This window comes from Variovorax sp. Soil_C_12 (assembly GCF_057657375.1).
Genome location: NZ_JBDGIO010000002.1, coordinates 519030 through 538528 on the forward strand (window position 1 = coordinate 519030; position 19499 = coordinate 538528).

The 19499-nt window shown below is 67.7% G+C and carries 20 protein-coding genes; 12 read left to right on the forward strand and 8 right to left on the reverse strand.

Annotation, left to right across the window (positions count from 1 at the left end; all coding sequences use genetic code 11):
- The first annotated feature begins 149 nt into the window (after positions 1–149).
- Positions 150–881: a Crp/Fnr family transcriptional regulator gene (locus AC3A6X_RS07445; protein WP_487841574.1), complete on the forward strand. Its 732-nt coding sequence runs from the start codon at positions 150–152 to the stop codon at positions 879–881.
- On the opposite strand, the gene AC3A6X_RS07450 is transcribed toward AC3A6X_RS07445, so the two are convergent.
- Both AC3A6X_RS07450 and AC3A6X_RS07455 read right to left on the reverse strand, forming a co-directional pair.
- A complete protein-coding gene (locus AC3A6X_RS07450; RefSeq protein WP_487841575.1) occupies positions 875–2920 on the reverse strand; it encodes a PAS domain S-box protein in 2046 nt (681 codons plus the stop codon). The genes AC3A6X_RS07445 and AC3A6X_RS07450 overlap by 7 nt on opposite strands.
- Positions 2921–2923: 3 nt before the next feature.
- Positions 2924–3658, reverse strand: coding sequence for a winged helix-turn-helix domain-containing protein (locus AC3A6X_RS07455; protein WP_487841576.1), 735 nt, complete (start codon positions 3656–3658; stop codon positions 2924–2926).
- Between the two features lie 34 nt (positions 3659–3692).
- Here AC3A6X_RS07455 and AC3A6X_RS07460 point away from each other — a divergent pair, with 34 nt between their 5' ends.
- Positions 3693–3953: a hypothetical protein gene (locus AC3A6X_RS07460; protein WP_487841577.1), complete on the forward strand. Its 261-nt coding sequence runs from the start codon at positions 3693–3695 to the stop codon at positions 3951–3953.
- 25 nt (positions 3954–3978) lie between these two features.
- The gene (locus AC3A6X_RS07465) at positions 3979–4194 is read left to right on the forward strand and encodes a hypothetical protein (protein WP_487841578.1); all 216 of its coding nucleotides are present in this window, start codon (positions 3979–3981) and stop codon (positions 4192–4194) included.
- A gap of 9 nt (positions 4195–4203) precedes the next feature.
- Here AC3A6X_RS07465 and AC3A6X_RS07470 read toward each other — a convergent pair whose 3' ends face one another.
- The 4 genes from AC3A6X_RS07470 to AC3A6X_RS07485 form a co-directional block, all read right to left on the reverse strand.
- Complete coding sequence (locus AC3A6X_RS07470) at positions 4204–4578, reverse strand: TraR/DksA family transcriptional regulator (RefSeq protein ID WP_487841579.1); 375 nt, start codon at positions 4576–4578, stop codon at positions 4204–4206.
- A 125-nt stretch (positions 4579–4703) separates the two neighbouring features.
- Entirely contained in the window at positions 4704–5423 is a 720-nt protein-coding gene (gene phbB, locus AC3A6X_RS07475; protein WP_487841580.1) for an acetoacetyl-CoA reductase, read from the reverse strand.
- A gap of 155 nt (positions 5424–5578) precedes the next feature.
- Positions 5579–7303: a PHA/PHB synthase family protein gene (locus AC3A6X_RS07480; RefSeq protein WP_487841581.1), complete on the reverse strand. Its 1725-nt coding sequence runs from the start codon at positions 7301–7303 to the stop codon at positions 5579–5581.
- A 35-nt stretch (positions 7304–7338) separates the two neighbouring features.
- Positions 7339–7878: a flavodoxin family protein gene (locus AC3A6X_RS07485; RefSeq protein ID WP_487841582.1), complete on the reverse strand. Its 540-nt coding sequence runs from the start codon at positions 7876–7878 to the stop codon at positions 7339–7341.
- A 235-nt stretch (positions 7879–8113) separates the two neighbouring features.
- Between AC3A6X_RS07485 and AC3A6X_RS07490 the strand changes: the two genes are divergently transcribed.
- The 3 genes from AC3A6X_RS07490 to AC3A6X_RS07500 are packed head-to-tail and all read left to right on the forward strand — an operon-like array spanning position 8114 to position 12890.
- Positions 8114–8617 carry a universal stress protein gene (locus AC3A6X_RS07490; protein WP_487841583.1) on the forward strand — a complete coding sequence of 168 codons (504 nt, stop codon included), beginning with the start codon at positions 8114–8116 and terminating at the stop codon, positions 8615–8617.
- A complete protein-coding gene (locus AC3A6X_RS07495) occupies positions 8614–11301 on the forward strand; it encodes a cation-translocating P-type ATPase (protein WP_487841584.1) in 2688 nt (895 codons plus the stop codon). Before AC3A6X_RS07490 ends, AC3A6X_RS07495 begins: the two co-directional genes overlap by 4 nt.
- A 29-nt stretch (positions 11302–11330) precedes the next feature.
- Complete coding sequence (locus AC3A6X_RS07500) at positions 11331–12890, forward strand: bifunctional aminoglycoside phosphotransferase/ATP-binding protein (RefSeq protein ID WP_487841585.1); 1560 nt, start codon at positions 11331–11333, stop codon at positions 12888–12890.
- A gap of 28 nt (positions 12891–12918) precedes the next feature.
- Here the strand turns inward: AC3A6X_RS07500 and AC3A6X_RS07505 are convergent, their stop codons facing one another.
- Positions 12919–13440, reverse strand: coding sequence for a universal stress protein (locus AC3A6X_RS07505; RefSeq protein ID WP_487841586.1), 522 nt, complete (start codon positions 13438–13440; stop codon positions 12919–12921).
- Positions 13441–13580: 140 nt separating this feature from the next.
- On the opposite strand from AC3A6X_RS07505, the gene AC3A6X_RS07510 reads away from it, so the two are divergent.
- From AC3A6X_RS07510 to AC3A6X_RS07535, 6 genes are all read left to right on the forward strand, one after another.
- Positions 13581–14003, forward strand: a complete 423-nt coding sequence (locus tag AC3A6X_RS07510) for a universal stress protein (protein ID WP_487841587.1) — start codon at positions 13581–13583, stop codon at positions 14001–14003.
- Between the two features lie 171 nt (positions 14004–14174).
- Entirely contained in the window at positions 14175–15407 is a 1233-nt protein-coding gene (locus tag AC3A6X_RS07515; protein WP_487841588.1) for a trypsin-like peptidase domain-containing protein, read from the forward strand.
- 61 nt (positions 15408–15468) lie between these two features.
- Entirely contained in the window at positions 15469–16053 is a 585-nt protein-coding gene (locus tag AC3A6X_RS07520) for a hemerythrin domain-containing protein (protein WP_487841589.1), read from the forward strand.
- 74 nt (positions 16054–16127) lie between these two features.
- Positions 16128–16673 (forward strand): inorganic diphosphatase, encoded by a 546-nt coding sequence (gene ppa, locus AC3A6X_RS07525; protein WP_487841590.1) that lies wholly within the window; start codon positions 16128–16130, stop codon positions 16671–16673.
- A 214-nt stretch (positions 16674–16887) separates the two neighbouring features.
- Positions 16888–17235 carry a type II toxin-antitoxin system prevent-host-death family antitoxin gene (locus AC3A6X_RS07530; RefSeq protein ID WP_487841591.1) on the forward strand — a complete coding sequence of 116 codons (348 nt, stop codon included), beginning with the start codon at positions 16888–16890 and terminating at the stop codon, positions 17233–17235.
- The gene (locus tag AC3A6X_RS07535; protein ID WP_487841592.1) at positions 17235–17900 is read left to right on the forward strand and encodes an ATPase; all 666 of its coding nucleotides are present in this window, start codon (positions 17235–17237) and stop codon (positions 17898–17900) included. The genes AC3A6X_RS07530 and AC3A6X_RS07535 overlap by 1 nt, the downstream gene beginning before the upstream one ends.
- Before the next feature lie 346 nt (positions 17901–18246).
- On the opposite strand, the gene AC3A6X_RS07540 is transcribed toward AC3A6X_RS07535, so the two are convergent.
- A complete protein-coding gene (locus tag AC3A6X_RS07540; RefSeq protein ID WP_487841593.1) occupies positions 18247–19467 on the reverse strand; it encodes an MFS transporter in 1221 nt (406 codons plus the stop codon).
- Positions 19468–19499: the final 32 nt, after the last annotated feature.

A 19499-nucleotide genomic window follows, 5' to 3' on the forward strand; every position in this document is an offset into this window, starting at 1 on the left:
TTGACCGGCATCAACAATTCGTCATGTCGCCGGCGCCGATACCGTCCTGACACGGACCGTTCACCCAGTGTTACCGAAGCCCCCATCGCATTGGCGCTCCCGTTGCACTGGCCTTCTAAGCTCCTCACATCGATCCATGAGGGGCAAAAATGACTGAAACGATCCGCCTTCCCAAGTCCGCCCCGTCGGGCGTCCAGCGCATCGCGGACATGCTGCGGCTGCTGGAGGGCACCCTGCCGATCCAGCGACGGGTCGTGCGCACGGGCGACTCGGTCTACCAGGCAGGGCAGGCATTCGGCTGCCTCTACGTCGTCAATTCGGGTTTCTTCAAGATGGTCAACCTGTCCGACGAGGGGCGGGAGCAGGTGGTCGGCCTCCATTTCAAGGGCGATTGGCTGGGTCTGGACGGCATTGCGGCGGGACACTACGGCTGTGATGCCGTCGCGATGGACACTGGCGAAGTCTGGGTCATCCGCTACGACGCCTTGCTCAAGGCCGCCCTCGGGGCCCCTGCGCTGCTGACTGCACTGCACGAGGCCATGAGCCGCGAGCTGGTGCGCGACCACGATTCCCTGCTCTCGCTGTGCACCTTGCCCGCCGACGCCCGCGTGGCCGGCTTCCTGCGCTACTGGGCCGATGCCCTCGCGCAGCGCGGGCTGCGCAACGACCAGATCACCCTCCACATGACGCGCGCCGAGATCGGCAACTACCTCGGCATGACGCTGGAGTCCGTGAGCCGCGCGCTGTCCAGGCTGGCCCGTTGCGACGTGATCCACTTCATCGAGAAGGGGCGGCGTGACATCCGCATTCCCAAGGTGGAGGCGCTGACGAGCTTCATCCAGCACCTGATGGCGCCCACGGAGGCCGCCGCCCTTCACTGAGCCGCGTTCAGGACCTTCGCCATGGCACGCTCGAGTTCGGCGCGCGTGTAGGGCTTGCGCAGCAGCTCCCAGGCCTGGGGCTCGGCGAGCAATCCGCTCGAATAGCCCGACATCAGCAACACGGGCAGGCCGGGCAGGTGCGTGTTCACCTGTGCTGCCAGCTCGGTGCCGCGCATGCCGGTGCCCAGCAGGATGTCGGTGAGCAGAAGCCCGATGCCCGCATCGGATGCGAGCACGTCCAACGCTTCCTCGGCGTGGGCGCAGGCGATGACTTCACAGGCCATCGAGGCGAGGAACTTCTGCACCACGCTTCGGACCTCGGCATCGTCCTCGACCAGCAGCACGCGCAGCCCGGGCGGCACCCCATGCTGCACGGCGGCGTCGGATTCGTCGTCGGCGGCGGCGTCCGCGTCGATGAGCGGCAGGTACAGCGTCACCGTGGTGCCCGCACCAGGCGCGCTCTGGAGACCGACGGCGCCGCGCGACTGCCTGGCAAACCCATAGACCGTCGACAGGCCCAGGCCGGTGCCACGGCCGCTTTCCTTGGTGGTGAAGAAGGGCTCGAAGGCACGCTCCTTCACGGCCTCGGACATGCCCGCCCCTGTGTCGGCGATCGAGATCGCCACATAGCCCTCCACCTCGGCCAGGCTGGGCTCTGAGTCGAGCTGCACCGGCAGCCGCGGCACCGCGCGGCAGGTGAAGCCGAGCGTGCCGCCCTGGGGCATGGCATCGCGGGCATTGATCGCCACGTTCAGCAGTGCGGATTCCAGTTGTACCGGGTCCGCGATGCAGAGCGCCTCCTCGGCGTCGAGCGTGATGACGATGCGCTGGTCGAGCGTGCGCCGCAGCATGTCGGTCAGCGAATGCAGCAGCGCGGCGGTGTCGACAACGGTGGGCTGCAGCACCTGGCGTCGCGAGAACGCGAGCAGCTTGCCCGTCAGTTCCGTTCCGCGCCGGGTGGCGCGCGCGGCGGCGCCGACCAGCTGCTGGACGAAGGGGTCGCCGGTGTAGGCGGGCGTGTCCTCGAGCACCTGCAGATTGCCCGAGATGACCGTGAGCAGGTTGTTGAAGTCGTGCGCGACGCCGCCGGTCAGCTGGCCGACGCTCTCGAGCCGCTGCGCATGGTTGAGCGCTTCCTCGCTGCTCGTGCGCTGCAGGACGGTGGCCAGCATGCTGGACAGCGAGTCCAGGAAGCGGATCTCGTCGTCACCGAAGCGCCCGGCCGTTCGCGAGCGCACGACCAACGTTCCGATGATGCGGCCGCGGTCCGCCAGGGGAACGGAGAGTTCGCACACCAGCCCGGCCCGGGCATAGAGCGGCGGGATGTTGAAACGCCGATCCTGCGCATCGCCGTTCACCAGCACCGGCTTGCCTTCTGCCACGACGGTGCCGGAGGGCGAGTCGGGGTCATTGGGCACCCGATGGCCGATCGGCTGCTCGGGCAGGAGGCCCACGCCGGCCGCGACGCGGAATTCGAGGCCGCTCGGCTCCAGCAGCAGGATCGTCGCCATCTCGACCTGCAGGGCCTGCGCGGCGATGGTCGGGACCAGTTCGAGCAGTTTCTGCGACTCGCGCGCGTCCACGGCAAGGCGCCCGAACTGCGCCAGGCATTCGGCATAGCGCGCCCGCTCCAGGGCCTGCTTCACGCGCGGGTAGGCGCCGACGCCGCGGATCGCCGCGACCACGTAGGGCAGGCTGTGGTCCTGCAAGGGGCTCAGGGCGATCTCGACCCTGACTTCGCTGCCGTCGCGCCGCTTGGCCACCAGGTCCATCTGCATGCCCATCGGCCGTGCGCGCGGCTGGTCGGAGTAGGCCTTGCGATAGGCCGCGTGGCGCGGGCGGATGGCGTCGGGCACCAGCGCGTCGACCGTGAGGCCGACCAGTTCGTCGGCCGAATAGCCGAACAGTTCGAGCGCGGCTGGGTTCGCCAGGCTGATCACGCCCTGGAGATCGACGAGCAGCAGTGCGTCCGGATAAGCGGCGAAGAGGGAACGGAACACCGCGCCATCGTCGACACCGGGAACGCTGGGGCCGGCCATGTTTCAGCCCCTCCCCGCTTCGACCTTGGGAACCAGGATGTAGCCTGCGCCACGGACCGACTTGATGATCTGGGGATTGTTGGGGTCGTCTTCCAGTTTGCGGCGCAGGCGCCCGATCTGGACATCGATGGTGCGGTCGAAGGGGCCGCCGTCGCGGCCCCGGGTGGATTCGAGAAGGAAGTCGCGCGACAGCACGCGGCCCGGGTGGGTGGCCAGGGTGCTCAGGAGGTCGAACTCGCCCGTGGTCAGCGCCACCTCTTTGCGGCCCGGGTCCAGGAGACGGCGCGCGGCGGTGTCCAGCTCCCACTGGGCGAAGCGAAGCAGGGTCACCTCTTCGGCGCCCGGCCTGGACTCCGGGGGGTCCGCGGGAACCAGGCGGCGCAGCACGGCCTTGATGCGCGCCACCAGTTCACGCAGGTCAAAGGGTTTTGTTACATAGTCGTCGGCCCCGATCTCCAGGCCGACCACCTTGTCGACCGCATCCCCACGGCCGGTGACGATCACCAGCCCGCAGCGCCAGTGTTCGCGCAACTGGCGCGCGATGGCAAAGCCATCCTCGCCGGGCAGGCCCAGGTCCAGCAGGACCAGCGCCGGAGGGTCGCTGGCCATGAGTTCGAGGAGCGCCGGCCCGGCGTGCAGCTGGCTCACCCGGAATCCGTGCCCCTGCAGATAGCCCGCGAGCAAGGTGGTGATCTCGACTTCATCGTCGAGGACGGCGAGGTGGGTGGGGGTCGTCACCCGGGAATGTTAGCCCCTTGGAGACAAACGGAGAATGTCCAGTACCGAACCGCTTCAAGAGAACGCGGACATCGTGGTCCTGGTCGACGAGGTGGAGTGGCGTATGCGTCAGTTCGATCGCGAGCAGCGCCTGAGGGCCAGCCTGTTGCCGCCACCGGACAGCGCCATCGTCGAGGAATTCCTCGACCGCCTGAGGGCTCCCCTGAGATCGGTGACCCGAACCGTGATCGGCCAAGCCAGCAAGCCTCGCCTTGAGCCATGTCAAGAAGTCCGGAATGCCGCCGTGCGAAGCTGAGGGCTGACTTTTCCGGAGCACCGTCATGACCCCTGAAACCTCCCTTGCCCCGTCGCTTCGCGACGGACATCTTCGCTTGGTCCTCGAATGGCAGGCAGCGGCCGTCGGGACGCTGCTGCAGGCGCAGCAGCGCCAGGCTCAAATACTTCTGGCGTGGCAGAAGTCGATGGCCGAGATCGGCCAAGATCTGTGGGATCGCTGGGCCTGCCGTTTCGGCGGCGGCGTGCCGCTCGACGGCTGAGCGCCGGCCTCAGCGGCGATGCCCGGCCTCGAGCGCGGCCTGGCATGCCGCGCAGCGGACGGCGATGGGTTGCGCCACCAGGCGCTCGCGCGGAATGTCCTTGCCGCAATCGGCGCAGATGCCGTAGCGGCCTTCGGCCATGCGCTGTTGCGCCTCTTCGACGTCCTTGAGCCTGGCGCGGTCGATCTCGATCTCGGCGCTGTGCAGGCCGGCGAGCCGGAACGCCTCGGCCTCATCGGCGTGGCTGCGAACCTCGTGATCCTGAGGGTCTCGTGAGGTCTCGTCGACGGCAGCGGTCCGGCGAAGTTCTTCCAGGACGCTGCGCTTGATGACCTGGAGCCGAGCGGCCAGTGCCTCGCGATCGGCGGTGGTGAGATGTTTCATGTGAAGTCCGTCGTTGTGGTTATGGAGGGCAGGGCGGGCTTGACCGGCCAGTCGCCGTCGGCGGCGTGCAGGTCGGTATGGCAGACGCCGGAGGCCGCGATCCTGGTCGGCTGCACCGCTCAGCCTCAGGCCATGTACTTGCCGCCGTTGATTGGCAGCGTGATACCGGTGATGAAGGCGGCTTCGTCCGCGACGAGAAAGACGACCCCGCGGGCGATCTCGTCCGGTGTCGCCAGCCGGCCCGCGGGGACGGCCTTGAGGATCTGTGCCAGCGCCTCGGGCGGCACCGCACCGACCATGGCCGTCTCGGTGTAGCCGGGTGCGACCACGTTGGCCGTGATGTTGCGCGAGGCACCCTCGAGCGCGAGCGACTTCGTGAAACCGATGAGGCCGGCCTTGGTTGCCGCATAGTTGCATTGCCCCGCCTGGCCCGAGAGCCCGTTGACGGAGCCCATGTTGACGATTCGTCCGAAGCGCCGCTCGCGCATGCCCTCGATCACGGCGCGGCACATGTTGAAGCATCCGCCCAGGTTGACCTCGAGCACTTCGCGCCATTGCTCGAAGCTCATCTTGTGCAGCATCGCATCGCGCGTGATCCCGGCGTTGTTGACGAGCACCTCGACCGGCCCGAGCTCGGCTTGCACGCGGGCCGCGCCTTCGCGGCATGCAACCGGGTCGGCCACGTTCCAGGCGAAGGCGGGAATGCCCGTGCGGGCGGAAAAGGCCTGCGCGACCGCCTCGTTGGTGCCGTAGTTGACGGCGACCCGATAGCCTGCGGCCTGCAGGGCTTCGGCGGTGGCTGCTCCGATGCCGGCGGTTCCGCCGGTGACCAGTGCGACGCGCATTGCTCAGGCCTCCAAGCGCAGCTTCTTGACGTCGGTTGTCGGTTTGGTATCGGATTTCATGAGAGTCCTTTCGCGTGTCGGGTGGCTGTGACGGCACTGTAGGTAGCGCACCGGCTCAAGGCATTGCGCTGGATCAAGGGACCGGCATGGCGCGCTCATCGCGCCAGGACGTAGGTGCCCGGCGCGTCGCAGATCGGCAGGTAGCCCCGCTGCGCATGGCCTATGCGGGGTGGCTTGCGACGAGGCCCGGAACGATCCGCCAGCCAGCGCTGCAATGCGGGCCACCACGAGCCTTCGATCCGCTCGGCACGTGCCACATAGGCGTCGGGCGGCACATAGGCCGCATCCCCGGCGCGCTGCAGGACCCGGTAGTGGCGATGCGCATGTCCGGGCTCGCTGAGGATGCCGCCGTTGTGGCCGCCGTCCGTCAGGACGAAGCAGATCTCCGCGTCGCAAAGCAGGTTCAGCTTGTACACCGAGCGCCAGGGGGCGACATTGTCTGTCCAGGTTCCCACGGCGAAGATCGGCACGTCGATGTCGCGCAGGGAGACCGGCTGTCCGTTCACGCAATAGACCCCGCGCGCGAGTTCGTTGTCGTGGAACAGGCTGCGCAGATAGTCCGCATGCATGCGGTAGGGCATGCGCGTGCCATCGGCGTTCCACGCCATCAGGTCGGTGAACGGCGCTCGCTCGCCGAGCAGGTAGTTCTGCACCATGGGCGACCAGATGCGGTCGACGGCACGCAGGATGTTGAAAGCGCCGGCCATCTGTTCCGCCTTCAGGAAGCCTTGGCGGGCCATCATGTCTTCGATGAAACAGAGCTGGCTCTCGTCCATGAAGAGGCCGAGCTCGCCCGGCTCGGTGAAGTCGGTCTGCGCAGCCAGCAAGGTGACCGTGGCCAGGCGATCGTCATGGTCGCGCGCCATGGCCGCCGCCCCGATGGCGAGCAGCGTCCCGCCGAGGCAATAGCCCAGTGCATGCACGCGCTGCCCGCCCGCGATGGCCGAAACGGCATCGAGGCTGGCCATCAGCCCCTGCGCCAGGTAGTCGTTCATTCCGTGGTCCCGGTCTTCCGCATCCGGGTTCTTCCACGAGATGGCGAAGACCGTGTGGCCCTGGTCGACCAGGTAGCGGATCAGCGAATTGCGCGGCGACAGGTCGAGGATGTAGTACTTCATGATCCAGGCGCTCACCATGAGCACCGGTTCGGGATGGACCGTGGCCGTCGTGGGCGAGTACTGGATCAGCTCCATCAGGCGATTGCGCAGGACGACCTTGCCGGGCGTGAGCGCCACGTCGCGTCCGGGCACGAAGGCCTCGGCGTCTTTGGGCGGCAGGTGGTCACGGCTGCGCTGAACGTCCTCCATCCAGTTGCACGCGCCTTGCAACAGGTTCATTCCGCCGGAGACGAGCGTTCGCTGCAGCACCAGCGGATGCGTGACGGGCGAGTTCGCCGGCGAGCACATCGCGTGCAGCTGCCGCGCGGAGAACGACACGACCTGCTCGTGATGGCGCTCGACGCCGGGCACGCCTTCGGTCAGTTCCCGCAGCCACTGCCCGCCGGCACGGAACGCCTGCCTGTAGACGCTGAACGGCCATGCGTCCCAAAGCGGATCGGCGAGGCGGGGGTCGTCTTCGTGCGGATCAGGCGTCTGGGGGCCATGGGACGGCACGGGCTGAAGCGCCTGGAGCGCGGCTTCCGTCGCTCGCATCAGCGGGCGGACGATCAGCAGCTGCGCACTGAGGGCGGGCTGCGCCGCCAAGTGGATGGCCCAGTCCGACCAGGCCTGCATCAGCGCTGCGGGAGAAATGCCTTTCGTCAGTTCGGCCAGCTGGGCGTGCAGCGTGCGGTCCAGGGCACCGTCTGCGTCGTTGTCCATCTGTCCCGGGTTCAGGCCGGATCCGATGGCGCACATCAGACGGTTTGAGGCGACAGAACAGCTGGGCGCACGACCGCTTGCGATTGCCTCGAGCTGCCCAGGGCCGTGCCCAAGGCCGTGCCCAGGGCCTGCAGGCGCACGGCGAAGCCGAGGTCGTCGACCTCGCGCGTCGTGAACGCGGTGCTCAGGAAAGGCGCACGACCGATGATGCGGCCGATCTCGGCCACAGCCTTGGGCGCGCCGCGATCGCCCATGACCGACACCACGGCCACATCGGGCAGGTGATCGCGCCGCCGGGCCACGAAACTGCGCATCGGGCCGGCGAGCCGCTGCGCCCAGATGGGCGACACCAGCACCACCGCGTCGAACTGCCTGGGCAACGGCCCGTCGTAGCGGATCTCCGGACACCGTCGCAACAGGGAGTCGAGCAGGCAGCGCAGCGCGCCCAGGACGCCGCTGCGCGGCCGGACTTCCGTGATCTCGCCCAACTGCCAGCCTTGCTGCTGGCTCAGCAGCCGCGCCACCCGGCGGGAAGTGCTCGTATAGGAATAGACGACCACCAGGACCTTGCTCATTGCGCTCTCCGCTGTGTTGATGCGCCGATGCTCCGCCATGGCAGGGCATGGGCCATTGCGCTGGATCAATGAACGCAACGGTTCATTCAGCTCGGCCTGTGCCGAGATTGCGGCCCAAGGCAATGCAAATACCAACGGCGGGCGACAGGCGGCGATGCATTGATACGGATCAAGCCCCGCGCACTTCGAAGCGCCGAAACTGGCAGCGAATTCTTCTTGCCTTGAGGAGCCAGCCATGTATCAACGCATTCTTGTCCCCGTCGACGGAAGCGCCACCTCGCTGCGAGGCCTGGACGAGGCGATTCGCCTTGCCAAGCTCACCGGCGCAAAGCTCCGGCTCATCCACGTGGTGGACGAGTTGAAGTACGTGACCGGCTTCGAGACCTTCGCCACCTACAGCGGTGATTTGGTGCCACTGATGGCGCAAGCAGGCAGGCAGATCCTCGAACAGGGCAGGGAGCGCGCGCTGCGTGCCGGCATCAAGGCGGAAAGCGTGCTCTTCACCTCGCTCGCCGGCCGCGTCTCGGAGCTCGTCGTCGAGCAGGCAAGGGCCTGGAAGGCCGACCTCATCGTGATCGGGACGCACGGTCGCCATGGTGTCGCGCGAGCGTTGTTGGGCAGCGATGCCGAGCAGGTGCTGCGCATGGCGCCGGTCCCCGTGCTGCTCGTGAATGCCCACGCGTGCGTTGGGGAAGCCAGCGGTACGGCGGCGTCGCCAGTCGTCGCCGCCGAAGCGTGAGACAGGGTCAGCCTGCGGACCTCATCGGGCCTGATGGGGCCCTGCTGGCCGGCGAAGCGCATCTGCACCCCGCGGAGGCGCTTGCAGCCCGGCTGGAGGTCGACCCGCAGCGCGGCCTGACTTCCGAGCAGGCGAAACATCGGCAGGGCCTCTACGGCGAAAACCGGCTGCCCGAGGCGGTCCCGCGCAGCCTGACCCGGCGGGTGTGTGACCAGCTGAGCGACTTCATGGTGCTCGTGCTGATCGCGGCTGCGCTGCTGTCCGGTTTCATCGGAGATGTCGCGGACACCGTGGCCATCGCGGTCATCGTGCTGCTCAACGCGGCGATCGGCCTCACGCAGGAGTGGCGCGCGGAACGGGCGCTCGTCGCACTGAAGCGGCTGGCCGGCGCCCATGCGACCGTGCGGCGCGATGGTTGCGCGCTGGCCGTCGATACGGCCCACCTGGTGCCGGGTGACGTGGTGCTGCTGGAGGCAGGCAATCTCGTGCCCGCCGACCTGCGGCTGCACCAGGCGGCGCAATTGCGCGTGGACGAGTCCATGCTGACCGGGGAATCCGTCACGGTGGAGAAGCACATCGCCCACCTTCCGGCGGGCGACCATCCGATCGGCGACCGGCTCAACATGGCCTTCAAGGGAACGCTGGTCCGCCACGGCCGTGCGGAAGGCCTGGTGGTCGCCACGGGCTCGAGGACCGAACTGGGGCGCATCGCCGGCTTGTTGCGGGACACCGGCGCGCGAAGCACCCCCCTGCAACTGCGCCTGGCTGATTTCGGCAGACGCCTGTCGCTCGTGGTCCTGTGCATCTGCGGGCTGCTTTTCGGCATCGGCGTGCTGCGTGGCGAGCCGGTGCTGCTGATGGCGCTCACGGCCATCAGCCTGGCGGTGGCGGCGATTCCGGAGGCGCTGCCCGCGGTCGTGACCGTCCTGCTGGCCCTGGGCGCTCGCCGCATGGTGAAGGTGAACGCGCTGGTACGGCGTCTGTCCTCGGTGGAGACGCTGGGATCGGTCAGCGTGATCTGCTCCGACAAGACCGGTACGTTGACGCAGAACCGCATGCGGGTCCAGGTCGTCGAGTATCCAGGCGGCGGGACGCCGCAGGCACTGTGGACCGCGGCTGTGCTGTGCAACGACGCCGGTGCGGACGCCAGCGGCGCGTGGGTGGGCGACCCGACCGAGACGGCGCTGGTCGAAGCGGCCCAGGCCAGCGGCGCGGACCCCCATGCAATGCGCTCTGCGCAGCCTCGTCTGCACGAATGGCCATTCGACGCCGCGCGCAAGCGGATGAGCACCTTGCACCGGGAGGGCCAGGGCTGGGTTGTTGTCGTCAAGGGGGCGCCCGAGACCTTGCTGCCGCGCTGCACACGCGTTGCGGCGGGGCAGCGGGAAACCCCGCTCGACGTGGCTCAGGCGCTGGGCGTGGCAGCGGCGATGGCCGAGCAGGGCCTGCGCGTCCTCGCACTGGCCCGGCGTTCGTGTGCGCAGGACCCAGGCGGCCAGCCTTTCGAGGCGGTCGAAGCCGACTTGGTCTTGCTCGGGCTCGTGGGGCTGGCGGACCCGCCGCGGCCCGAGGCGAAGGCCGCCGTCGCGGACTGCCAGGGCGCGGGCATCACGCCCGTGATGATCACTGGCGACCACCCGGCGACCGCGCTGGCGATCGCGCGCGAACTCGGTATCGCCGAGGCCGGCTCGACAGTCCTGACGGGCCCGCAACTCGTTGCGCTGGACGACATTGCGCTGCAACGGCTGGCTGGCGATGTGCGCGTGTACGCGCGGGTCGACCCGGCCCAGAAAATTCGCATCGTGCGTGCGCTGCAGTCCCAGGGCCGGTTCGTCGCGATGACGGGGGACGGCGTCAACGACGCGCCGGCGCTCAAGCAGGCCGACATCGGAGTGGCCATGGGCCGCGGCGGGACCGATGTCGCGCGCGAAGCGGCGAGCCTGGTGCTGCTCGACGACAACTTCGCCAGCATCGTGGCTGCGGTGCGGGAAGGCCGGCGCATCTTCGACAACATCCGCAAGTTCGTCCGCTACGCCATCACCGGCAATTCGGCGGAGACCTGGACCCTGGTGCTCGCGCCACTCATGGGCATGCCGATTCCGCTGCTGCCCCTGCATATCCTGTGGGTGAACCTGGTCACCGACGGCCTGCCGGGCCTGGCACTCGCCGCAGAACCGGCCGAACGGGGCGTGATGCAGCGGCCGCCGCGCCCGCCCGGCGAAAGCCTGTTCGCCGGTGGCCTCTGGCAGCACGTGCTGTGGGTCGGTCTCCTCATCGCGGCGCTGTGCCTGGGCATTCAGGCCTGGGCCCTGACGACGGGGATGCATTGGCAAACCATGGTGTTCACGGTTCTGACGCTCTCGCAGATGGCCTATGTGCTGGCCATCCGTTCGGAGCACGAATCGCTCTTCACGCAAGGGCTGGGCAGCAACTGGCACTTGGCCGGTGCCGTGCTATCGACCTTCGTGCTTCAGCTGGCGGTGATCTATGTTCCGCCGCTGCAGAAAGTGTTTCGCACCGAGGCCCTGGCGCCCGGCGAGCTGGCGCTGTGCCTGGCATGCGCGGCCGTGGTCTTCGCGACGGTCGAGGCGGAGAAGTGGCTGCGCCGATCGGCACGCAGGTCCGCCGAAGCGGCGAAGCCGCGCCAGGAGATGGTCGCCGGGCACTCGACGCGAGTCCCTTGATGCCGGTCGCGATCACGCACACTGTCCAAATGAAGCTGCACATATCGGCCGCCGTTGCCCCGGATCGCACGCTGGTGACGGCGTTGCGCGAACGCCTTCAGTCGGACACCGGTCAGCCCGTCTCGCTGATGGAGACCCACATCTCCTGGGTGCTGCTGACGTCGAAGCTGGCTTACAAGTTGAAAAAGCCCGTCGCCCTGGGTTTCGTCGACTTCCGGTCGCTGGCGGCGCGCAAGCATTTCTGCGAGGAGGAGGTGCGCCTCAATCGGCGGCTCGCGCCGTCGCTCTATGTCGGCGTCGTTCCCATTTGCGGCACGACGCAGGCGCCGCACCTCGGCGACGGCGAGCCCATGGACTTCGCCGTCTGCATGCGCCGGTTTCCCGAGGACGCCCTGCTGTGCAGCCTGTTGCCGGCAGGACGCTTGCAGGAGGGGCAGCTCGAGCAGTTCGCGCAGCGTCTGGCGGTGTTTCATGAGGAAGCACAGATGGCCGCGCCGGACTCCACATTCGGCGCCCCGGCCCAGGTCGGCCGCCCGGTCGTCGATGCGTTGGCCCGTCTGCGCGCCGGTGGTGGCGCGCGGTGTCCGGGTGATCTTCAGGCCTGGGTGTTCGAGCAGAAGAGGGCGTTGCGCACGGCATGGCTGGAACGGCAGCGGCACGGAGCGGTGCGCGAATGCCATGGCGATCTTCACCTGGCCAATGTGGTGCTGCTCGATGGCCGCCTGACGGCCTTCGACTGCATCGAATTCGATCCATCGTTGCGCTGGATCGACGTCATGAGCGACGTCGCCTTTCTCACGATGGACCTGAAGGCGCATGGCCGAGCCGATCTCGCGTTTCGTTTTCTGGACGCGTATCTGCAGCACAGCGGCGACTACGCCGGCGTGCCGGTTCTGCGCTTCTACGAGGTGTACAGGGCGATGGTGCGGGCACTGGTCTGCCGCCTGCGCGCGCGAACCGGCGCGGACGCCTGCCTGCCCAGCGAGCCGGACTACCTCGCCTGCGCAGCCGAGCTTGCGCGCAGCGCGCACGGCACGCCACGTCTGATGATCACGCACGGATTGTCCGGCTCGGGGAAGTCGACCATGGCCGCCGCGCTTCTGGCCCCCGCGGGTGCGATCCGAATCCGCTCGGATGTCGAGCGCAAGCGTCTTTTCGGGCTGGGGGCGCAGCAACGTTCAGCCGATCGCCACGCCGAGATCTACAGCCAGGAAGCGACCCGACGCACTTTCGCGCGGCTGGCCGAGTGCGCGCGCACGGCCCTGCAAGCCGGATACCCCGTGATCGTCGATGCCGCCTTTTTGCGCCGGGACGAACGGCTGGCGTTCCGGGCCCTGGCGGCCGAGCTGCGCGTGCCGTTCTCGATTCTCCATTGCCGCGCTGCCGAGGCCCAGCTGCGCCGCCGAGTGGCGGCACGCGATGCCGAGGGCCGCGATGCGTCCGAGGCGACCCTGGCCGTGCTCGAGCGGCAGCTCGCCACCCACGAGCCGCTCGGCCAGGACGAGTGCGCCTTCGCGCTGGAAGTCGCTACGGATGATCCTGTGGATGTGGCTTCACTCGGCGCCCGGTGGCTCGCGCGCTCCCACTGAAGCGAGCCGCGCGCCGGGCCGGGGTGCGCTACTCGAAGGCCAGGGCACCCGTAGGCAGGCTGACACGCGTCGACGTCGCCGCCGCTTCGGCCTTGGTCTCGGCTTCCGGCGCCCGCACCAGAAGGACCGGCACCGAGGCATATCGCAGGACATGTTCCGCGCTGCTGCCCATGACGACGCGGCCGACCCCGCGGCGTCCGTGCGTGCCGAGAACGATCAGGTCCGCGGGCCACTTGGCTGCTTCGGCGTTCACCATTTGATGGACCGACCCCGAAAAGCTGTCGCAGAGCTGGGCCTCGGCTTCGACGCCGGCGGCCTGGGCGGTGGCCCTGGCTTCATCGAGGATGCGCTTGCCGTTTTCGCGGAGCACCTTGAGCCAGTCGCCGGTATAGCCCGCATAGGCATCCATCGCGAGGGCGAACGAGAGTTCGTCGATCACATGAAAGACCCGCAGCTGTCCCTGCGTCAGCTTGGCAAGTCGAATGGCCTCCTCGAGACCACGTTTCGAGGTCTCGCTGCCGTCGATGGGAACGAGGATTCGCTGATACATGGCCTGCTCCTGCCTGTGAGTTGAGATACGGCCAGTATCGGCACGCCGACTGCTCGCGACTTGATCTGGCGCAAGAGAGACCGATGAGCCGGCGACGAACATCGGGCAATCCGGAACCTCATCGAAACGAAAGACTGATCATGAAGACTCTTCTCGCGGTCGATGGCAGCGACTACACGAAGCGCATGCTGTCCTACCTGACGACGCACAAGGACTGCCTCGGCACGGCTCAGGCCTATACGGTCCTCTACGTGGTTCTGCCGGTGCCGCACCGCGCGGCTGCGTTCGCGGGGCCCGAGATGGTGCACGGCTACTACGAAGACGATGCCCGCGTCGTGCTGGAGCCGATCCAGGCTTTTATGCGCGAACAGGGCATCGACGCGACCTTCGTCCACAAGGTGGGCCATCCCGCCGATGAAATCGCCTCCTATGCGCAAGCCGGCAATTTTGATCTGCTGGTCATGGGATCGCACGGGGTCGGCGCGCTGAAGAATCTGGTGCTCGGCTCTGTCGCTACGAAGGTGCTGGCACGGTGCACCGTCCCGGTTCTACTGGTGCGTTGAATGCTCGGGAACCGGCTCGCGCGGACTCTCGCAGCGGCGCTGCTCGGCGCCCTTGCGTTCGCGGGCACCACATCTTCGTGGTCGCGCGACCGGCCCTGCGCGGACCCGGCGGGCGCTCCGGGGCAGGGCGTTGACTTTGTGACAGCCGTTGCACGCCAGGCGCCGGCGGTCGTGAGCGTCCTGGCGGTCGGACAGGATACCGACGGGGGTGACAACGACGAACTGGAGATCGCTCCCCGCCCAAGGCTGGGATCGCAGCGCACATCCGCGTCGGGCTTCATCGTCAGCGCCGACGGCTACATCCTGACCAGCGCTCACGCGGTGTTCGGCGCCCAGGAGCTATCGGTCCTGCTCGGCGGGCAGCGCCGCCTGGCGGCCGAAGTCGTCGGACTCGATCGGCGCACCGATGTGGCGGTGCTGAAGATCACAGCAACGAACCTGCCGGTCGCAGCCATCGGCAGCAGCGCACGCCTTTGCGCCGGCGAGTGGGTGGCGGCGCTGGGGTCGCCGCTCGGGTTCGAGCAGAGCGTGACCGCCGGCATGGTCAGCGCCAACCCACGCTTCCTGCCCGGTGGCAGCGGCGTACCACTGATACAGACCGACGTCGCGCTCAATCCCGGCAACTCGGGCGGGCCTCTTTTCAACGAGCGCGGCGAAGTCGTCGGGGTGAACTCGATGGGCTATTCCACGAGCGGCGGGTACATGGGGGTGTCATTCAGCCTGCCGATCGATACCGCCATGCGCATCGCCGCGCAGCTCCGGTCCACCGGGCGCGTGACGCGCGGGCAAATCGGCGCACGCACGCAGGCGCTGACCCCGGACCTGGCACCCGCGTTTGGGCTGGACGCGGCCTTGGGTGCCCTGATCGTGCGCGTCGACGCCGGCGGGCCGGCCGCGACTGCCGGGCTGCGCAGCGGCGACGTGGTACTGGGAGTCGATGGCGTCGCGGCGATGGCCTATTCGGAGATCCAGGAGCGTGTGGCGGCTTCACGTCCCGGCAGCGTGCTGACGCTGGGCGTCTGGCGTCGCAAGGCACTGCTGGCGGTGAAGCTCATCGTCGCGGAAAGCATGTCCGATCCTCCTCAGCGCGCGGCCGCGCCCACTGCGCGCGAGGCGCGACTGGGTCTCGACCTGGTCGAGCGTACGGCCAAGGCAACGAGCGGTCAGCCCGAGTCCGGGCTCTACGTGAGATCGGCATCCGGATCCGCCCAGCGCGCGGGTCTGCGCTTCGGCGACGTGGTCCTGGCGGTCAACGACGTGGGTGTGGCCGCGCTGGCCGATCTGGACAGGGCGCTCGAACCGATCGGGCGGAGCGAGACCGTGGCCCTGCTGGTCAGGCGCGGCTCGATCACCTCCTTTGTGCCGGTGACGCCGCCTGCCGGCGCCGGCCAAGCATTGCCTTGATCTGCGACAAGGTCGCCGCAGGTCCGCTGTGAGAGCCTAGATCCTTCCAAAGGGGACCTGCATGACGCATTCCACCATCAGAATCATCCGCGACGAGCACTCGGCCCTCTCGGCCATGCTGCGCTCCATCGTCCTGCTGCTGGCACAGCATCGTCGCCAGGGCACGCTGCCCGACTTCGGAGCGCTGCGGGCGATGCTGTTCTACGTCGACGAGTTTCCAGAAAAGCGGCACCATCGAAAGGAAACTGAACTGCTCTTTCCGAAGCTGCGCGCACGAACCCCGCTGTCACGCGAGCTGCTCGATCGACTGGATGACGATCATGCGCGGGGGGAGCGCCGGATCCGGAACGTGGAGCATGCACTGCTTGCCTTCGAGATGATGGGCGAGTCGCGGCGCAAGGCCTTCGAGCAGGCCGTCGAGCACTACGTCGACTTCTATCTCGCTCACATGGCCATGGAGGAGCGAGAGATCCTGCCCTTGGCCGAGCGGGTGCTGACAGAAGAGGACTGGGCTGAGCTCGACCAGGCTTTCGGCGCGAATCGGGACCCGCTGACCGGGTGCGAGCCGGATGCGGAATACAGGGAGCTTTTCACGCGCATCGTCAACGCAGTGCCTGCGCCGATTGGCTTGGGCGCCGGGGGCTGATGCAGTGAAAGGCACCCGAGTCCTGTTCCCGCCGTTTCCGCGCAGCGCGCGCCTGTTCCATTGATCGAACTCCCATGGCCTTCGACAAAATCTCCCCGGGCAAGGACGCCCCCGAAGCCTTCAACGTCGTCATCGAGATCCCGATGAATGCCGACCCGATCAAGTACGAGGTCGACAAGGAGTCCGGCGCGATCTTCGTCGACCGCTTCATGACGACAGCGATGCACTACCCGACCAACTACGGCTATGTGCCGCAGACGCTCTCGGGCGACGGCGATCCGGTCGACGTGCTGGTCATCACCCCCTGGGCGCTGGTGCCCGGCGTGGTCGTGCCCTGCCGGCCGATCGGCATCCTGATGATGGAAGACGAGGCCGGCGTCGACGGCAAGGTGCTGGCCGTGCCCACCGACAAGGTGCTGCCCATCTACAGCCACTGGAAGAAGGTCGAGGACGTGAACCCGATGCGCCTGAAAGCCATCACGCACTTCTTCGAGCACTACAAGGACCTGGAAGCCGGCAAGTGGGTCAAGGTGCTGGGCTGGGAAGGCATCGATGCCGCCAAGAAGGAAATTCTGGATGGCATTTCCCGACACGTCCAACGCAGGCCGGAGACGCCATGAGACTGATTTTGTTGGGCGCCCCCGGGGCGGGCAAGGGCACGCAGGCTGCCCTCCCAGCACGTGCGATCGAGCCTGCAGCTTGACCTGGGCGGCTTCGCAAACGCGACGCCAATGCCACCGCTCGGAACCAGGGCTAAATTGGCCTCATCAGTTTTAAATATCGGCTTCTAGCCATTTTTGCCATAATGGCTGCCTGACCTCAGGAGCCGCCGCCATGATCCCCGAACTGCTCAGCCTGGATGACCTGCCTCGACAGAACGCGTCGCAAGTCAAGAACAAGTGGGGCGAGGTTGTCCGCCAGGTGCGACAGACGGGCAGCGTCGCGATCACCAACCATTCGGCGGTAGAAATGGTGCTGCTCGACGCCGCCACGTACCAGCAATTGACCTTCGACCTGGAGGCCATCAAGGCACGTGAGCAATCGATCCTGGACGACCTGGCAAGCCGCTTCGACGCCCGCCTGGCGGTGTTGCAAGAGCCTGGCGCCCGGCAGCGGGTGACGGCGCTGTTCGAATCCCGAGGCAAGCTTGCTCGGCCACCCAAGGCGGGTGCTTCGTTCTGATGCCTGCGGCCGCCGTTGCCCGGCCCTTCATCTTTGTCCTGGCCGGCGTCAATGGTGCCGGCAAGAGCTCGGTGGGCGGCGCCATGCTGGCCGAGCACGGGCTGGCGTGGTTCAACCCTGACAGCTTTGCACGCGAACTGGTGGCGCAGCTGGGCCTGGCCGTCGAAGAGGCCAATGCCCGGGCCTGGACGCACGGGCGCTCACAGCTCGAAGCAGCGATCGCCAACGGCACGAACTACGCCTTCGAGACCACGCTGGGTGCCAGGACCATTCCGGCCTTGCTTGCCGAGGCCGCGGCGACGCACGACGTCGTGATGCTGTTCTGCGGGCTGCGATCCCCGGAAATGCACATCCAGCGCGTCCGCTCGCGCGTTGCCAGCGGCGGCCACGACATCCCGGAGCACAAGATCCGCGAGCGCTGGGTTGCCTCCCGCATCAACCTGATTCGGCTGATGCCGCAGCTGGCCCGACTCCAGGTCTTCGACAACAGCACGGAGGCCGGCCCCGGGCAGGACATCCCGGAGCCGGTGCTCGTCCTCGAAATGGTCGAGGGACGAGTGACCTACCCGGTGCCGGACGACACGGAGGTCCTGGAGTCCATCCCCGAATGGGCGAGGCCGATCGTTCAAGCTGCGATAGAGCGGCAGGTCGGCTCCGCCGCATGATCTCGAGGGGTGCCGCGACGCTGGTACAAAATCGCTGGGAAACGACACACCGGGTAGAGGAAGGAGCATGCTGAAAATCCTGATCGCTTTTGTCTTCGCGGCAAGTTTTCTGCTTGGCCTGGAAAGCTACCGCAGCGCGCAACTGCAGGCTCGACGCACGGCTGAACAGACGGAACTGCTTCAAGGCCTGAGCTCGCTGAATGATCCCGTGGTCTTGCAGCTGGTGGCCGATTGGCGACTGGCCTATCCCGAACCCGACGAAGACCGCCTTCAAGAACTCCGCGACCTCGCCCAACAGCTGCGTATCAACCCGAACGCACTGCGCCCGGGCTGCGAGGGGCCCTCGCTATTCGGCAGCTGTGACTCGCCGGCCCATCATCAGCAAGGCCGCCGAGGCCATGAGCGTCAAGACGGCGCCCAGGCCCAGCGCCGTGGCAGGCAGGCCGAAGAGCCCCGTGCTCAGCCCCGCCGCGATCGCCGGCACGCTGAAGGCCAGGTAACTCAGCACATAGAAGCCGGCCATCAGCGAGGCCCGCTCCTGCGGTTCGGCCAGCGACACCAGGCTGCGCAACGATCCGCTGAAGGCTGAGCCGAAGCCCAGGCCCGCGATCGCGGCGCCGATGAAGAACGCAGCGGTCGAGTGCAGCAGGATCCCGACAAGGCTGACGGCCAGGCCCAGCGCCAGCGCGGCAGCACCGATGGCGAGCGCCCTGCGCGGTGGCCACTGCCGCACGGCCAGAAGCGCGACGGCACTGCTGAGCACCATGGCCGTGATCAGCACGCCGCCCACCATCGGCGCATCGTTGCCGGTGACGATCTTCGCCAAGGTCGGCCCGAGGGAGAGATAGAAGCCGCCGAGCGCCCATTGCGCCGTGTTGACCGGCAGCACCTGCCACAGCATCGCGCGAGCCCGCTGCGGAATGGCGATACGGGGCCTGAGCGAGCGCCATGCGCCGGGCCGGCGCTCCACCGTTTCCGGCAAGTACAGCACGGCGAGCATCTGCAGTGCAAAGACGAGCATCAGCAGGTCGAACACGAGGCGTGTGGGCGCGGGGGCGAACTGCACCAGCACGCTGGTGCCGAAGGCGCCTGCCGCCATGCCGACCATCGGCGCCACCCCGTTGACGAGCGGTCCGCGCTCGCGGTGCAGGTCCAGCAGGCCCGCGCTGAGCGCGCCGGTTGCGATGCCGGTGGCAATGCCCTGCAGGACGCGCGCCGACAACAGCCACGCCACCGAGTCCGCGCGCCAGAACAGCAGCGTCGCGGCGAACTCCAGGACCAGCGCTGCAAGGATGACCTCGCGCCGGCCGCGGTGGTCGGACAGGCTGCCAAACACCAGCAGTGCCGTGAGCAGGGCGAACGCATAGCTCGAGAAGACCACCGTCAGCGTCAGCGCTGAGAAGCCCCACGCTTCACGGTAGAGCGCATACAGCGGCGAAGGGGCGGTCGAGGCCGCCAGGAAGCTCACCAGCAGCGACGCCTTGAGCCACAGCGCATGGCCGTGACTCAGGCGCGTTTGAGGCCAGCCTGCGGCAAGGGCTGGGTGAGCGGTCGTGACTGGCTGCATGGAGGATTCCTTCAACTGCATAAACGCAAAAA

What these genes read in the sequence shown, in the direction of transcription:
- AC3A6X_RS07445 (WP_487841574.1), top strand. Translation starts at nt 150, where the DNA reads ATGACTGAAACGATCCGCCTTCCCAAGTCCGCCCCGTCGGGCGTCCAG.
- AC3A6X_RS07450 (WP_487841575.1), bottom strand. Translation starts at nt 2,920, where the DNA reads ATGGCCGGCCCCAGCGTTCCCGGTGTCGACGATGGCGCGGTGTTCCGT.
- AC3A6X_RS07460 (WP_487841577.1), top strand. Translation starts at nt 3,693, where the DNA reads ATGTCCAGTACCGAACCGCTTCAAGAGAACGCGGACATCGTGGTCCTG.
- AC3A6X_RS07465 (WP_487841578.1), top strand. Translation starts at nt 3,979, where the DNA reads ATGACCCCTGAAACCTCCCTTGCCCCGTCGCTTCGCGACGGACATCTT.
- AC3A6X_RS07470 (WP_487841579.1), bottom strand. Translation starts at nt 4,578, where the DNA reads ATGAAACATCTCACCACCGCCGATCGCGAGGCACTGGCCGCTCGGCTC.
- phbB (WP_487841580.1), bottom strand. Translation starts at nt 5,423, where the DNA reads ATGCGCGTCGCACTGGTCACCGGCGGAACCGCCGGCATCGGAGCAGCC.
- AC3A6X_RS07480 (WP_487841581.1), bottom strand. Translation starts at nt 7,303, where the DNA reads ATGGACAACGACGCAGACGGTGCCCTGGACCGCACGCTGCACGCCCAG.
- AC3A6X_RS07485 (WP_487841582.1), bottom strand. Translation starts at nt 7,878, where the DNA reads ATGAGCAAGGTCCTGGTGGTCGTCTATTCCTATACGAGCACTTCCCGC.
- AC3A6X_RS07490 (WP_487841583.1), top strand. Translation starts at nt 8,114, where the DNA reads ATGTATCAACGCATTCTTGTCCCCGTCGACGGAAGCGCCACCTCGCTG.
- AC3A6X_RS07500 (WP_487841585.1), top strand. Translation starts at nt 11,331, where the DNA reads ATGAAGCTGCACATATCGGCCGCCGTTGCCCCGGATCGCACGCTGGTG.
- AC3A6X_RS07505 (WP_487841586.1), bottom strand. Translation starts at nt 13,440, where the DNA reads ATGTATCAGCGAATCCTCGTTCCCATCGACGGCAGCGAGACCTCGAAA.
- AC3A6X_RS07510 (WP_487841587.1), top strand. Translation starts at nt 13,581, where the DNA reads ATGAAGACTCTTCTCGCGGTCGATGGCAGCGACTACACGAAGCGCATG.
- AC3A6X_RS07520 (WP_487841589.1), top strand. Translation starts at nt 15,469, where the DNA reads ATGACGCATTCCACCATCAGAATCATCCGCGACGAGCACTCGGCCCTC.
- ppa (WP_487841590.1), top strand. Translation starts at nt 16,128, where the DNA reads ATGGCCTTCGACAAAATCTCCCCGGGCAAGGACGCCCCCGAAGCCTTC.
- AC3A6X_RS07530 (WP_487841591.1), top strand. Translation starts at nt 16,888, where the DNA reads ATGATCCCCGAACTGCTCAGCCTGGATGACCTGCCTCGACAGAACGCG.
- AC3A6X_RS07535 (WP_487841592.1), top strand. Translation starts at nt 17,235, where the DNA reads ATGCCTGCGGCCGCCGTTGCCCGGCCCTTCATCTTTGTCCTGGCCGGC.
- AC3A6X_RS07540 (WP_487841593.1), bottom strand. Translation starts at nt 19,467, where the DNA reads ATGCAGCCAGTCACGACCGCTCACCCAGCCCTTGCCGCAGGCTGGCCT.